This window comes from Saccharopolyspora rhizosphaerae (assembly GCF_003931915.1).
GTDB lineage: Bacteria > Actinomycetota > Actinomycetes > Mycobacteriales > Pseudonocardiaceae > Saccharopolyspora > Saccharopolyspora rhizosphaerae.
On the sequence record NZ_RSAA01000020.1, the window covers coordinates 108417 to 123154 of the forward strand.

At 70.9% G+C, this 14738-nt stretch carries 12 protein-coding genes and 1 pseudogene; 5 read left to right on the top strand and 8 right to left on the bottom strand.

Translation table 11 applies throughout. The features are described from left to right. Nucleotides 1–58 precede the first annotated feature (58 nt). Nucleotides 59–478, bottom strand: coding sequence for an STAS domain-containing protein (locus EIL87_RS20590; protein ID WP_125092222.1), 420 nt, complete (start codon nt 476–478; stop codon nt 59–61). A 291-nt stretch (nt 479–769) separates the two neighbouring features. Here EIL87_RS20590 and EIL87_RS20595 point away from each other — a divergent pair, with 291 nt between their 5' ends. Next, nucleotides 770–1474, top strand: coding sequence for a GAF and ANTAR domain-containing protein (locus tag EIL87_RS20595; protein WP_125092223.1), 705 nt, complete (start codon nt 770–772; stop codon nt 1472–1474). Between the two features lie 14 nt (nt 1475–1488). Here EIL87_RS20595 and EIL87_RS20600 read toward each other — a convergent pair whose 3' ends face one another. From EIL87_RS20600 to EIL87_RS20615, 4 genes and pseudogenes are all read right to left on the bottom strand, one after another. After that, the gene (locus EIL87_RS20600; protein ID WP_233576418.1) at nt 1489–1800 is read right to left on the bottom strand and encodes a helix-turn-helix domain-containing protein; all 312 of its coding nucleotides are present in this window, start codon (nt 1798–1800) and stop codon (nt 1489–1491) included. A 94-nt stretch (nt 1801–1894) separates the two neighbouring features. Continuing rightward, nucleotides 1895–2335 carry an Hsp20/alpha crystallin family protein gene (locus EIL87_RS20605; RefSeq protein ID WP_125092394.1) on the bottom strand — a complete coding sequence of 147 codons (441 nt, stop codon included), beginning with the start codon at nt 2333–2335 and terminating at the stop codon, nt 1895–1897. 703 nt (nt 2336–3038) lie between these two features. Next, nucleotides 3039–3858: pseudogene (locus tag EIL87_RS20610) on the bottom strand (alpha/beta fold hydrolase). A gap of 156 nt (nt 3859–4014) precedes the next feature. Beyond that, nucleotides 4015–5031 carry a CobW family GTP-binding protein gene (locus EIL87_RS20615; protein WP_125092225.1) on the bottom strand — a complete coding sequence of 339 codons (1017 nt, stop codon included), beginning with the start codon at nt 5029–5031 and terminating at the stop codon, nt 4015–4017. Between the two features lie 201 nt (nt 5032–5232). Between EIL87_RS20615 and EIL87_RS20620 the strand changes: the two genes are divergently transcribed. The 4 genes from EIL87_RS20620 to arfA are packed head-to-tail and all read left to right on the top strand — an operon-like array spanning nt 5233 to nt 9759. Beyond that, a complete protein-coding gene (locus tag EIL87_RS20620; protein ID WP_158628675.1) occupies nt 5233–6513 on the top strand; it encodes an extracellular solute-binding protein in 1281 nt (426 codons plus the stop codon). Between the two features lie 11 nt (nt 6514–6524). After that, nucleotides 6525–7403 carry a carbohydrate ABC transporter permease gene (locus EIL87_RS20625; protein ID WP_125092227.1) on the top strand — a complete coding sequence of 293 codons (879 nt, stop codon included), beginning with the start codon at nt 6525–6527 and terminating at the stop codon, nt 7401–7403. Beyond that, nucleotides 7400–8230: a carbohydrate ABC transporter permease gene (locus EIL87_RS20630; RefSeq protein WP_125092228.1), complete on the top strand. Its 831-nt coding sequence runs from the start codon at nt 7400–7402 to the stop codon at nt 8228–8230. The genes EIL87_RS20625 and EIL87_RS20630 overlap by 4 nt, the downstream gene beginning before the upstream one ends. Before the next feature lie 14 nt (nt 8231–8244). Further along, nucleotides 8245–9759: an arabinosylfuranosidase ArfA gene (arfA, locus tag EIL87_RS20635; RefSeq protein ID WP_125092229.1), complete on the top strand. Its 1515-nt coding sequence runs from the start codon at nt 8245–8247 to the stop codon at nt 9757–9759. Nucleotides 9760–9826: 67 nt separating this feature from the next. Here arfA and EIL87_RS20640 read toward each other — a convergent pair whose 3' ends face one another. The 3 genes from EIL87_RS20640 to EIL87_RS20650 form a co-directional block, all read right to left on the bottom strand. Then, entirely contained in the window at nt 9827–11683 is a 1857-nt protein-coding gene (locus tag EIL87_RS20640) for a linalool dehydratase/isomerase domain-containing protein (RefSeq protein ID WP_125092230.1), read from the bottom strand. A 511-nt stretch (nt 11684–12194) separates the two neighbouring features. Continuing rightward, nucleotides 12195–13487: an aspartate aminotransferase family protein gene (locus EIL87_RS20645; protein ID WP_125092231.1), complete on the bottom strand. Its 1293-nt coding sequence runs from the start codon at nt 13485–13487 to the stop codon at nt 12195–12197. 71 nt (nt 13488–13558) lie between these two features. Then, nucleotides 13559–14716 (bottom strand): tryptophan dimethylallyltransferase family protein, encoded by a 1158-nt coding sequence (locus EIL87_RS20650; protein WP_125092232.1) that lies wholly within the window; start codon nt 14714–14716, stop codon nt 13559–13561. Between the last annotated feature and the right edge of the window lie 22 nt (nt 14717–14738).

The window sequence follows — 14738 nt, forward strand, 5'->3', positions numbered from 1 at the left end:
TCGCACGGTGAGGCGCGACGATCACGGTTGCACCCCGCAGCCACGCCTGTGCGTGCCGTCACTGCGAGGCCGGGACCTCCTCGCCGGTCGTGTAGGTGAAGCGGGCGCTGAGCTTGAGCAGTCCGAGCAGGCGGTCGACGACGCGCGAGGAGACCAGGACGAGCTCCTTGTGACGGGCATCGGCGAGGTGGCGCGCTTCCAGCAGGGCGAGCGCACCGTCGGAGTTGATGAACGTGACCTGCGAGAGGTCGAGCACCACCACGGCAGCCGTGCCCACGAGCCGTTGCCGGACGGGCTCCGCCAAGAAGTGCCGGGCGGCCAGGTCCATCTCGCCGGATACCTGCACGACCACCACGCCGCCGCCGGGCCGGACCACGCGCACGCGCAACGCGCCGCACACCGATCCGGCCGAACGCGGGGACGTCCCGCGGGGGGCAGGCACCGGGCTCTCCAAGCCCGACACGTCGGCGTTCGTCACTCAACACCACCTCAACACCTGAGCGAGCGAGCGCGCGCACCAGCGCACGATCCGAGGCAATAGAACGCGTTCCACCGGCAGCGGCGCGGCACGCCGCAGGGGGAACCGACCGATCCGGAACTCGGCACCGCGCACCCGCAGCGGAACGTCAGCGGCTGTGACCTCAACCGACAGCACCCGACCCTACACAACGCGTGAAACCTTCGCACGAAGCGCGAAGTCGATCGTTCGCACGCGGCGGAGCTCACGCGTACCTTCGAACTCCCCGCCACTCCGGGAGGTCCGCACCCGATGTTGACCGAGGACGAAGCCGGGCGCCTCATCTCCTGGCTCGCCGACGCGGTCGGCCGGCTCAACGCTGCCCACGACCTGGCGGAGGCCCTCGACACGACCGCCCGCAGCGCGGTGGCGGCGATCCCCGGCACCGAGGGCGCGGGGATCGTGGAGCTGACCCGGGGCGGGCGCCTCGTCGAACGGGTCTCCACCTGCGACCTCGCGGACCGCACGGACCGGGTGCAGAACGACACCGGCGAAGGTCCGTGCCTGCTCGCGCTGGCCACCGGTGGCACCGTGCGCATCCACGACCTGGGCGAGGAGACCGAGCGGTGGCCGGCGTTGGCCGAGGCCGCCCGCCACGAGGGCATCGCGGGCGCCCTGTGCTACCGCCTCGACACGGGGTTGGACCGGCGGCGCATGACGCTGAACCTCTACTCGCGGCGGCCGGGGGTCTTCGACGACGAGGCAGTGCTGCTCGGTGAACTGTTCGCCTCCCACGCGGGCTTGGCGCTGGCCCACGCCCACAACGCCCACCAGCTGAGCACGGCGTTGAGCACGCGCGACCTCATCGGCCAGGCGAAGGGAATCCTGATGGAACGCTTCAAGATCGACGACTACAAGGCGTTCCAGATGCTCGTGGAGAGCTCGCAGCACACCAACCTCAAGCTCACCGACGTCGCCGCCTGGCTCGTGGCGAGCGTCGAGGGCTCTCGTGGCTGAGCCCGCGCAGCGCTTCAGGATTCGTGGTCCGGCGGGTCCACGCCAAGATCGGCCAGCCGGTCTTCCAGCACGATGATCCGGCACGCGCCCCACACCGGCATGCCCTGGTCCACCAGTTCCCGCGCCCGCGCGGCGAGCCGGAGCTGCGAGCGCGAGTACCGGCGGTGCCCGCCCGCCGAGCGCTCCGGGCGCACCAGGCCGGACTCCTCGAGGGAGCGCAGGAAGGGCTGGGTCGCGCCGACGATCTCCGCAGCGCGACCCATCGTGTAAGCCGGGTAGTGGGCGTCGTCGATCTTGCCCTCGACACCCGCTCGGTCAGCGCCCACACGGCCCCCTCGCTCCGTCATCGCACCGGCCGCCGGGCGGACAGCTGAAGGCCTGCGGCGAACCCGGCGCCGCAGGCCTGCTCCTCCTCGACGGTCACCGATCGCCGCTCTCGATCACCTTCTGGCCGCCGCCATGGCCGACCTTGATCTGCCGCGGCTTGGCCTGCTCGGCCACGGGCAACATCACCGTCAGCACGCCGTCCGTGTAGTCGGCGGTGACGCCGTCCAGGTCGAACCCGTCACCCAGCGACAGCTGACGGGAGAACGTGCCGCGCGGACGCTCCGCGCTGATGTAGCTCACGTCGCCGTCGCCGGCCGGCATCCCCTTGCGCTCGGCCCGCACGGTCAGCGTGCCGTTCTCAGCCTGCACCTGCAGCGAGTCCGGATCGATGCCCGGCAGGTCGAACGCGACGACGTACTGGTCGCCCGTCCGGAAGACGTCCATCGGCATCGCCTGCGGTGCGCGGCTGGAACCGAACACCTCGTTGGCCAAGCGGTTCAGGTCCCGGAACAGCGGATCGAACGCCATCGTCATGCCGACGCCCCCCCTTTCGAGCTGGCCCACAGGGGCCGTACCTCCTCTCGCTTGCACACACATCCTGCATTCGCCAATGCAGATTTTCCAACACGAGCGAATGAAAATTCACCCGTTGGCGTGACGATGCGCGGTAGGTCCCGTCCCTTGACCCCCGAGCCCGGGCGGCCTGCGGGCACGCCTCACAGGGGCGTGGGGCAGCGCCGCGTTCCTGGTGATCGGCCCAAGGAGCCTGACCGGCCTGGCCGCTGGCTGCTCACCCCCTGGCGGACCCGCCGACCGGCCCCGGACGGCCTGCCGGCCCGGCTGCTGGGCACCACCATGATCGTCGCTGGAAGTGCCGCACCGGCGCGATCTTTCGCCCACTTCGCGGTCGAGGGACTCAGCACACCCGGCCCCAGCGGCACCACCGTCGAAGCTGGTCACCACCGGGCTCTACCGGTCCCGGCGCAACCCGATGCACCTGCCGTGCACCTGATAACGATCGGGCAGGCGCCGCTGCTGCAGCAGCCGCGCCTCCACGCCTAGGCCGCCCTCGCCGCGATCCCTCCCCCGCCCGCCACGTCCCGCTGCGGGAGGAACCTCTCAGGGAGCGCTTCGGCGAGGAGCACGAGCGCTGCTGCCCGCGCAGTCCCCGCTGGACACCACGCGTGACCCCGTGGCACCAGGACCAGCGGCCTCGCTGACGGACGCCGACCGCGCGCTACTCGCGGAACGCGTCGGTGGCGTCGACGACCGCCTCCGCCAGTTGACCCGCCGCTCGATGTCCGGGGTCGACCATCCGGAGTTCGCTCCCCGGCCACGCCGCGGCGAGCTGCCACGGCGTGGCCAAGAGGTTGCGGAGGTCGAGCACGCCGTGCCGCAGCTTCGCCGGAACACCGGCGAGCCGCGACACCGAGCGGATGACCTCCTCCGCCAGCCAGGACCCGTGCTGCCAGAAGTGGGTGACGATGCGGGCGAAACCGAGCGCGAAGCGCGGGTCCGCGAAGGCCGGGTTCGGCGTCGTGTCGGGGACGAGCGCGTCCTCCCACGCGCACCAGTTGCGGGCCGCTCGGAGCTGCACCGCGGGGTCGGGGTCCACCAGCAGCCGGTGGTAGGCGTCCACGAGGTCGCCGTCCCGGTCCTGTTCCGGCACGCCCTCCCGGAACCAGGCCCACGCTTCCGGGCTCCGACACCCGCTCGGGGTGCCGTTGGGCGTAGGCCAGCGCCAGGACGCACCCCCAGGACCCGCCCTCCACCAGCCAGCGGTCGACGTGCAGGTGCTCGCGGATCCGCTCCACGTCGGCGATGAGGTGGTCCGCGGTGTTCAACGACAGGTCGGCACCCGGATCGCCGCGTGCGGCGTGCTGCGCCCGCACATGCGCTGGTCGAACAGCACGATCCGGTAGGCCTCCAGTCGAAGTACCGGCGCAACCGCGGCGTGCACCCCGCCCCGGACCTCCGCGCAGCACCACGGCGGGCTTGCCCGCGGGGTTCCCCCACACCTCCCAGTGCAGGCGGTGGTCACCACCGACCTCCACCATCCCGGACTCGTGCGGTTCGACCTCCGGATGCACGTGCTCTCCCCTCGGCCGAGTTCACCCAGCCTGCCACCGCTTCGGACCGAGGTGGTCGGGTTCTCGAGGCCGAACAGGTGCGGGTCGCTCGGCCGGAGCAGCACCGGCACCGTCCGACCGGGCTCAACCGTCGAGGTGGCGGGCCAGGTTGAGCATCCCCCTCTCGTCGATCTTGGTGGGGTCCGGGTCGATGCACGCCTCGAGGCGCTCGGTGAGCTCCTGGCGGTCGAGGTCGGTGCCGATGAGGACGAGGCGGGTGGCGCGTTCGCCCTTCCAGCGGGTCTTCTCGAAGGCCGCGTACACGCCGACCGTGTGCAGCACGAACCGGCGGTGATCACCGGAAGCGCCGAAGTCGATCGGGCCCTTGATGCGGTAGACACCTCGGCTGCGCTCGTGGAGGAAGCGCAGGAAGGCCGAGGGGTTCAGCGGGTACTCCGCGGTGAACTCCACCGACTCGTAGACCGCGTGCATGTGCTGGGCATGATCGCCCCCGCACTCCTCGAGGTCGGCGAAGGACAGCTGCTTCGCACCGACGGACTCCCGCGCCCCGGGGGCGTCGAGGAGGATCCCAGGCGAGATCCGGCCCCGTTCGGCGGCCAGCACGGCACCGTCGGCGATGTCGCGGACCTCGGTGAGCACCCGCTCCCGCTCCGGCTCGTCGAGCCGGTCGACCTTGTTGACCACGACCAGGTCGGCGAGCCGCACGTGGTCGTCCAGCTCGGGGTGCCGGGCGCGGGTGTCGTCGAACTCGGCCGCGTCCACGACCTCGACCAGGCCGCCGAACTCGACGTGCGGGCTCTGCGAGGACAGCACCAGCCGCACCAGCTGCCGAGGTTCGGCGATGCCGCTCGCCTCGATCACGACGGCGTCCAGCGGAGCGCCCGGGTAGGCCAGACGCGCCAGCATCGAGTCGACGCCGTCGACGTCCACCGCGCAGCACAGGCAGCCGTTCTCGAGCGACATCGCGGCGTCGACCTGACCGGCGACGTGCATCGCGTCGATGTTGATGCTGCCGAAGTCGTTGACCAGCACGCCGATCCGGCGACCCTCGTTGTTGCGCAGCAGGTGGTTCAGCAACGTCGTCTTGCCCGAGCCCAAGTAGCCCGCCAGCACGACCACCGGAATCCGCGCCGTCACCACTCCCCCACGATCACCGTTCGCTCACCGGCCGACATCCTCGCACGCCCGCGCCCGACCACCCCGAAGGCGCCCGACCGGCCCATTGACCGCACCCCGACGAGCCTCTAGCTTGATCCACAGCCTGAACCGGACACCGTGCGAAATACCGAACATTCCTGCCGGACAACGATGTCTCGGAGGTACGACGTGCCAGGTGGCGAGGTGAGCCGGAGGACGCTGCTCGGTGCAGCGGCCCTCGGATGCGCGGGACTGGCGAGCGGCTGCGGATCCGCGCGCGCCGGAGACGCGCTGCGCTACTGGAACCTCTTCGGCGGCGGCGACGGCGAGACCATGAAAGCGATGCTCGACGTTTACCGCGCCACGCATCCCGGGGTCGAACTCGAGGACGTCACGCTGGAGTGGGGCGACCGCTACTACACCAAGCTCGCGATGGCCGGAGCCGCCGAGCGCGCGCCCGACGTGGCGGTCCTGCACTTGGGGCGCCTGCCCGCCTTCGCGCCCGGCGGACTGATCGACGAGATGCGTCCCGACCTGCTGCGCCAGGTCGGGATCGGACCCGAGCACTTCCCGCCGGGCCTGTGGCGGCGTGCGACGCACGACGGCAGGCTCTTCGCGATCCCGCTCGACACGCACCCGTTCGTCCAGTACTACAACACCGACGTCTGCCGGGCGGCCGGCCTGCTCGACGAGCAGGGCCGCCTGCGCACCCTGGTGGGCCAGGACGGTGTGCGGGAGGCGCTGCGCGCCGTCCGGCGCGTGACCGGGTCCACCGGTCTGCTGCTGGAGACCACCGGCGACGGCGTGGCCCCGTGGCGGTTGTTCTGGAGCCTGTACCGGCAGGCAGGCGGTGAACTGTTCACCCCGGACGGCGCCCGCTCGGCGCTGGACGAACGCAAGACCGCCGACGTCCTCGCATTCGTGCAGGGTCTGCACGAGGAGGAGCTGGCCACCGGTGAGATGGACGCCGACGGAGCCATCGCGCTGTTCAGCAGCGGGCGGGCCGGGTTCTTCTGGTACGGCGAGTGGGAGGTGCAGACCTTCCTCACGGCGCAGGTGAACTTCGGCATGACCCGCTTCCCGGGCATCTTCGGCCCGCCTCTCGCCGAAGCGGACTCGCACGCGTTCGTGCTACCGCACCGGGACCGCACCGAGGAGGACCACCTGGTGGTCTACGACTTCATCGCCGCCTTGCTGCGCGACAGCACGAGGTGGGCCGAGGGCGGCCACATCCCGGCGTACCTGCCCGTCACCCGCAGCGAGGCCTACGCGCGGATGCAGCCGCAGTCGGAGTACCGCTCGGTGATCGACGACGTCCAGCTCGACCCCGAGGTCTGGTTCGCCGGCTCCGGCTCCCGGCTGTGGACCGAGCTCAACGCGGTGCTCGGACCGGCGATGGACGGACGGGTGCGCGTCGACAGGGCGGTGCCGCAGATCCGGGACGTCGTCGAAGACCTGCTCGCCACCCCGAACCCCACGGCGTGAGGGGAGGCCGCATGAACACGCGCAGAGCAGGCTCGGGTTTCGCGTTCGTGGCCCCGTTCCTCGCCGCCTACGTGCTCTTCCTGGTGCTGCCGCTGGGAATGGGACTGGTCACCAGCCTCACCAACGCAAGCCTGACCGGCGGGAGCACCGAGTTCGTGGGGTTGGCGAACTTCGCCGAAGCCCTGACCGATCCCGCGATGTGGCAGTCGTTCGGCGTCACCGTCGGTTTCACCGCGGCCAGCACGCCGCCGCTCGTCCTGGCCGGGTTGGTCATGGCGTTGCTGACGCACCACCTGGCACCGGCGCGGTGGCTGTGGCGGTTGGCGTTCTTCGCGCCCTACGTGCTGCCCTCCTCGGCCATCGCGCTCATCTTCACGTGGATCTACCAGCCGGACTTCGGGCTCGCCGACTCACTGCTGTCCTGGCTCGGCATCGGGCCGGTGGGCTGGCTGGCGCACCCGGTCGCAGCGATGCTCGGCGTGGTGGTGGCGACGGTGTGGTGGACCGTCGGGTTCAACTTCCTGCTGTACCTCGCTGCGCTGCAAGCGATCCCGGACGACCTCTACGAGGCTTCGTCGCTGGACGGCGCGGGAGGCTGGCGCCAGCTCTGGCACATCACGCTGCCGGGGCTGCGCCCGACGACGGGCTTGGTCGCGGTGCTGCAGGTGCTGGCATCGCTGAAGGTCTTCGACCAGTTCTACCTGATCACCAACGGCGGACCGCAGCACAGCACGAGGCCGATCCTGCAGTACGTCTACGAGTCGGGCTTCACCCACTACCGCACGGGCTACGGCTCAGCGGTCTCCTACGTCTTCTTCGGAGCGATCCTGCTGGTCACGCTCACCCACTTGAGCGTCCAACGCCGCCGAGCCGCAGGAGGTGACCGATGAACGGCCGGTTCGGCTGGGGCACAGCACTTCTGACCCTCGCGACGATCGGGTTGGCGGCGCTGTGGTCGCTGCCCTTCGTGTGGACCCTGCTGACCTCGCTCAAACCCGAGTCGGAGACGACCGAGGTGCCGCTGCGCTGGCTGCCCAGCGAGTTCACCACCGAGGCCTACCGCAGCGTGCTGGCCACGGACGACATCTGGACCTGGCTGATCAACAGCGTGTTCACCGCCAGTGCGGTGACGGTGCTGGTGGTGCTGCTGTCGAGCATGGCCGCCTACGGGTTCTCGCGCACGGAGTTCCGCGGCCGCACGGCGCTGTTCGGAGTGGTCGTCGCGGGGGTGCTGGTCCCCACCGAGGTCCTGATCGTGCCGCTGTTCCAGGAGATGGTGTTCCTGGGCATGGTGGACACGCCGTGGGGCGTGATCCTCCCGCAAGTGGTGCTGCCCGCGATGGTGTTCATCCTCAAGGTCTTCTTCGACGGCGTGCCGCGTGAGCTCGAGGAGGCCGCCATCGTCGACGGGGCGAGCCAGTGGCGGATCTACTGGCGCATCGTCATGCCGCTCTCGCGCCCGGTGCTGGCCGCCGTCGCGATCTTCACCTTCATCACGACGTGGAACAACTTCCTCTGGCCGTTCATCGTCACCGCCGACCCGAACTCGATGACGCTGCCCGTCGGCCTGGCCACGGTCCAGGGCAGTTACGGCGTCCGCTACGCCGAGGTGATGGCAACCGTGGTCATCGCGGGACTTCCGCTGCTGCTGCTGTTCGTGCTGTTCCAACGCCAGATCGTGCGCGGCATCGCGCACACCGGTCTGGCGGGGAGGTAGGGAGGAACTGGGAGATGACCCACGGCGAGACCGCGCGGGCGAGCCTGACGATCGACCCGGCCTTCGAGGTCGGCGAGACCAACCCGCGGTTGTTCGGCTCGTTCGTCGAGCACTTGGGCCGCTGCGTGCACACCGGCATCCACGAGCCAGGACACCCCACAGCTCGGGAGGACGGTCTGCGGCAGGACGTGCTCGACCTGGTGCGCGAGCTCGGTGTGACGCTGGTGCGCTACCCAGGAGGCAACTTCGTCTCGGGCTACCGCTGGGAGGACGGGGTCGGCCCGGTCGAGCAACGACCGCGGCGGCTGGACCCGGCCTGGCGTTCTGTGGAGACGAACGAGTTCGGGCTCAACGAGTTCATGCGCTTCGTCGAGGTCGCCGGTGTGGAACCGATGATGGCGCTGAACCTGGGCACGCGCGGCCCGCAGGAAGCGCGGGAGCTCTTGGAGTACTGCAACCACCCCGGCGGCACCACCTGGTCGGACCTGCGGCGTTCGCACGGTCACGACACCCCGCACGGGATCCGCTCCTGGTGCTTGGGCAACGAGCTCGACGGTCCGTGGCAGATGGGCCACAAGACCGCTGAGGAGTACGGGCGGGTCGCCGCCGAGACCGCCCGCGTGATGCGGATGGTCGATCCCGGCGTGCAGTTGGTGGCGTGCGGCAGCTCGAACTCGGCCATGCCGACGTTCGCCGCGTGGGAGCACACCGTGCTGGAGCACACCTACGAGCACGTCGACCACATCTCCTGCCACGCCTACTACGAGGAGACCGACGGTGACGTCGACAGCTTCCTGGCCTCGGCGGAGGACATGGAGCACTTCATCGACTCCGTCGTGGCGACCTGCGACCACGTGCGTGCCAAGCTGCGCCACCCGAAGCGGGTCGAGGTGTCGTTCGACGAGTGGAACGTCTGGTACCGGCGGCTGCGCGACCCCGCCACGGAACCGGCCTGGGAGGTGGCACCGCGGCTGCTGGAGGACAACTACACGCTCACCGACGCCGTGGTGGTGGGCAGTCTGCTGATCACGCTGCTGCGGCACTGCGACCGGGTCACGGCGGCGTGCCTGGCCCAGCTGGTGAACGTCATCGCACCGATCATGACCGAACCCGGCGGACCGGCGTGGCGGCAGACCACGTTCTACCCCTTCGCCGACGCCGCTCGGCACGGGCACGGCCGGGTGTTGCGCGTCGAGCCGCGATCGACCAGGCACGACACCGCCCAGTACGGCGAGGTCGACCTGCTGCACGCCACCGCGGTCCAGCAGGACGAGGACACCGTGGCGGTGTTCGCGGTCAACCGCAGCACGGACCGGCCGCTGGACCTGGTCGCCGACGTCCGCGCGGCCGGCAGCACGCGCGTCGTGGAGCACCGGGTGCTCGCCGACCCGGACCGGCACGCCCGCAACACGCTCGCCGAGCCCGACCGCGTCCGACCCCGCCGGCTCGACGGCGCGGCGGTCGAGAGCGGAACGCTCACCGCCACGCTCCCGCCGCTGTCCTGGAACGTCCTCCACCTCCGCCGGTGAACCCGGCGGGGAACCACCTGACCCCGCCGTTCGCCGGTCCCGCGAAGACGCCCTTCCGTGGATCCGGTCAGGGGTTCGGGGTCAGGTGGAGGTGGTGGTGGGGTTGGAGGTCGACCTCGACGACTGCTCTGCCGTGGGCGTTGGAGGTGGTCTCGGGTGCGGTGGCGCCGCGGACGGTGTAGGTGGTGTTCGGCACGAGGTGGTCGTAGCCCAGGCGGTGGCGGCGTGGCGCCGTGTCCGTGCCGGGGTGCAGGACCGCGTGGTGGGAGCGGCCGTCGGTGGTGGCCGTGACGACGGTGATGTCGGGCCACGGGGCTTCGGCGAGGCGAGGCCCGGCGTGGCGGGCCGGCGTGAGGAGCATGCAGCGCCAGGCGTTCTCGTCGGTGAGCAGGCCCGTGCCGAGGACGCCGTTGGCGTGCACCGACGCGCGGTACGGTGGCTGCTCGCCGGGCGGGTTCTCGAGGGCGCGCGCCGCCTCGCGCAGCGCGCGGAACCAGGATTCGTCGCGGCCGCGGGCCAGGAACATGCTCCAGGCCAAGGCGTTCGCGCGGTTGGAGCCACCGCCCCAGTCCGCGTCGGTGGGGGCCGGGCTGCCCGCTCGGTCGGTGCGCGTGTAGCGGCCGGGCAGGAGCTCCTCGGCGAGCAGCAACCGCCAGGTGCGCCAGGCGAAGTCCGGGTCGAGCGGTGACAGCAGCGCAGCGATCTGCGCGGTGTTCGTGATGCCCCGGGCCGATCGGGCCGTGATGCCGAACCGGGTGGCCTGGAAGGTGCAGATGTCGCCGTCCGGTGCGGTGAACTCGGTGCGCAGCCGTTGCAGGAAGCGCGGCACGAGGGCTTCCGCGTGCCGGGTTCCGGTTGCGGTGTCGTACATCCGCAGGCCGGCCAGCGCGACGGCGTTGCAGAACGGGAACACCAGACCCGGTTCGCACGGCCACAGCACCAGCGGGCTGCGCTGGAAGTTCGCGCTGACGCGCTCGGCGATGTCGGTGTGGCTGTAGGCGAACTCGGTGTCGTCGTCCCAGCGGAACCGGAGCGCGCCGGGCTGGTCGAAGCTGTCGTCGCCGGTCGCCTGCCGGTACGCCGAGAGCATCAGCAGCAGGTACCCGGAGTACATCACGTTCGCCGGGCCGCCGATGGGATCGGGACTGCCGCGCAGCATGCCCCACCGGTTCTCCCGCCGCCAGTAGCTCCAGACGGACCTGTCGGTCATCCGCTGCACCAACGCCCGGAGCGCGTCGTCGCGGTAGCCGGTGCACGCCGGCGCGTGGGTGTGGCGGAGGGTCGCCAGCAGCAGGAAGACCGCCCAGATCCGGTAGCGCATGGCGGGCAGGAGGTATTCGTCGTCGAACCCGCCGAAACCGTTCCACTCGTGGGAGGGCTGCAGGGCAAGCGCTTCCGCCCAGCGGGCGAGGCGCGCCCGGTCGGCCTGGTCGCTCGGCACGTCGCTGCTCGGGCACCACTCGCCGCGCTCCGCGGTGTCCAAGCACCGCTGACGCTCATCGCCCAGCAGGCGGGCAGCGTGCCCCCGGCGCCGTTCGCGCAGCAGCAGCGCGGTCGGGACGCCGAGGACCGCGAGGACTTCCGCTGCCGGCACCCACTCCTGCGGCGCGTGCCCGTGCCCGTCGTGCACGGCCGCCAGCACCGCCGCCACCAGCATCGAGGTGAGGACCACCGCGGGGAGGGCGAGGTAGTCACCCTTGGTCATCGCGCGCTGCACGCCCACCCGCAACCCGGTCACGACGGCGAGCAAGACGACCAGGTGCAGCAGCACCCACAGCCACAGCTCCACCGACCACCCCGCTGCGGGCAGGGCGAAGACGACGCCGAAGCCGGGGACGAGCCCGGCCGCGCGCAACCAGTCAGGGCCGCCCAGCAGGTTCGGCAGCAGCCCGATCAGCACCAGCGCGAGGCCGAGTCCGCTCACCCGCCGCAGCCGCCGGTTCGTCAGCGGGCCCCGCAGGCCCGGCGGTCGAGGCAGAGTCGTTCCCGCGGAATCGCGCCCCATCGCGTTCCCCTCCCCCAGGAGTTGCCCGGCGACCGGTTCCGAAGTGCGGGATTGACGCGATGGCCCACATGCGGCCTACTCATCGCATGTGCCCCGTTTGCGCGGCCCTCGCGGTCCCCTCACTCACGGTGGTGTGGTGGCGCTGGAGGCGGCACCGCCGAGCGCGTGAAAACGACCCCGGGACGATGCCCGTGGTCGCCCCACGCCCGGCCAGGCTCGACGACTACGTCACCCGCTGATCGAGGCGCTCTCAGCGGTTGCGTCACCCTTGCGGGGGAGGGGTGGACATTCCGCGAAATGTCAACCTCTCTCCCGTCCAGGTGACACCGTGGCCCTGGACCGGCGTGCGGCAGGGGCGGCTCGCGGTGCCTTCGGGGCAGGTCCGCTTCGTTCTCCGTCCCGCTCCGCGTTCGGGGTTCTTCGACGGGCCTCAGTCGGCTCGGGTGACGTCGGTGAGGGCGTCGTCGAGGATCGACAGGCCCCGGTCGATCTCCGCTTCGGTCGCCGTCAGCGGCGGAGCGATGCGGAAGGTGCCGCCCATCCCGGGGAGCTGGACGATGTTCATGTGCAGGCCGAGCTCGGTGCACCGGCGCGTGACCGCCGCGCCGAGCTTGTCCACGTCTCCCTCGCCCGGACCCGCGGTGAGTTCGAGGCCGACGAGCAGGCCCCGGCCTCGGACGTCGCCGATCACCGGGTGCCGACCGGTGAGCTCGCGGAGGCCACCGGTCAGCCGTTCGCCCAGTTCCCGCGCGCGCAGGTCGAGGCGGTCGCGCCTGAGCACGTCGAGGACGGTGCCGCCGACGGCGGCCGGCAGCGGGTCGTTGACGTGGGTGGTGAAGAACAGGAACCCCTTCTCGTGGGCCTGTTCCTCGATGTCCGCGCTGGTGACCACCGCGGCCAGCGGCAGGCCGGCGCCGAGGGTCTTGGACAGGGTGAGGATGTCGGGGACGACGCCGTCGCGCTCGAAGGCGTACCAGTCACCGGTGCGGCACAGACCGGTCTGGGCCTCGTCGAGGATGAGCAGCATGCCGCGCTCGTGGCACTTCTCCCGCAGCGCGGCCAGGTAACCGGGCGGCAGGTCGATGACGCCGCCGGAGCTCAGGACCGGTTCGACGATGCAGGCGGCGAGGCTGCCGACGGACTGGGCGTCGATGAGGTCGAAACCCAGGTCGAGCTGGCGGCGCCAGTCGAGCCGGCCGTCGGCGTCGACGATGTCCGGGTGGAAGGAGTCGGGCACGGGGAGCGCGAAGTTGCCGGGTGCGGATGGTCCGTAGCCGACGCGCCCGGCGACGTAGGTGGCGCTGGCGGCGGCCTGGGTCATGCCGTGCCAGGAGCGGGCGAACGACACGATCTCGTGCTTGCCGGTCACCAGCTTGGCCATCCGCAGCGCGGCCTCGTTGGACTCGGCACCGGTGGTCAGGAACACAGCCTTGTCCAGCGGTTCCGGCAACGTGCCGGTCAAGCGCCGGGCGAGGTCGACGACGGGACGGCTCAGCATCCCGCTGTAGAGGTGGTCGAGCCGGGCGGCCTGCTCGCGGATGGTCGCGACGATCTCGGGGTGGGAGTGCCCGAGGATCGCGCTCATCTGCCCGGAGGTGAAGTCGAGCAGCGCACGCCCGTCCTCGGTGAACACCGAGGCGCCCTCGGCGCGCTCGACGACACCCGGGGTGAAGGCGCCGTGCCCGGAGTAGCGGATGAGATCACGTGCTGCGAGGTCGTCCATGCCCCGAAGCTACGGCAGGAGCGGCGTGTGGTGGCGGCCCGCCCAGGACCGCCACCTCACGCCAGCGCGGATCAGGGTTCGACGGGTTGGTCGTAGACGGAGAAGCGGAAGTAGGTGCCGACGTCGGCCGGTGCGCCCGGAGCCGTCGTGCGGTAGGCGAGCAGGTCCTGCAAGCCCGTCGTGGCCGCCAGCGGTTCCGGTGCGAGCGCCTCGACCACGTCGAGGTAGGCCTGCGGGTCGAGGCCCTCCTGCCGCATGAGTCCGGCCGTGCGCTCGGCGGCTTCCTCATCGGAGGCGGTGTTGCCCGTCAACCGCAGGTACAGGTTGGCCTCCTCCGGTTGCGGCGCTCCCGCCCGGAAGGCGAGGCAGACCATGGGTTCCTCACCTTCGGCCTTGTCCTGCCCGTTGTAGAGCGACCGCCAGACGCGTTCGGCCCTCGCCGGGTCGTGCCCCGCCGCCAACGAGGCGACGGAGTCCAGGTCCTCCCAGGAGCGACCGGTGATGCGGAAGTACACCTTGACCCGCGCCCGCTCCGAACCCACCAGGTCGAGCGCGACGAACTCGATCTCGTTCCCGCGGTCCGCCATCTCGGGCATCGTCGCCCGCACCGAGGACCAGGACCGGCCGAGCCCGAGCCGTTCCACCGCTTCCGTGGTGGTGTCCAGGACTGCGGCCGGGTCGGTGCTCCTCGCCTGCGGGTTGAAGTAGGCCTTGTACCGCGTGGCTTCACCGGGTCGCCAGGCCAGCGAATGCCAGATGGTGGGACGGTTCACCCGCGGGTCCTCGCTCGCGAAGAGGTCTTCCACGAGGCGGTAGCGGTGCAGGTCCACGCCGTCGCGATCCGCCAACCTGTCGGTCAGCTCCCGGCCTGCGGCTTGGCAACCCGCCGGTGTCGCGTCCTCTCCGAACGATTCGAAGAGGACGCGGAGTTCTGGGCGGTGCGATCGCCAGCTGAGTGACATCTCGGCCGGAAAACCGTCCGCGGAAACAAAAGAGGGAACCTCCGGACAAGAGCCGATCGGGTGATCACCCCACGGGCTCAACGACACACTGAGTTCTGTGATGAGGGTCTCCACTTCGGAGGGCGAGAACCCGAGGTGTTCGGCTGCGGTTCGGTACTGGCTGGTCAGGAACTGTGTGAATGAGACTTCGTGAACGGGGAACACTCCCCACCGGCGTGGCGACGGCGAGATCTCCTGTGAACTGTGCACTACCCCGACCTTCCGCATCGCGGCTACTCTTGATCTCGGC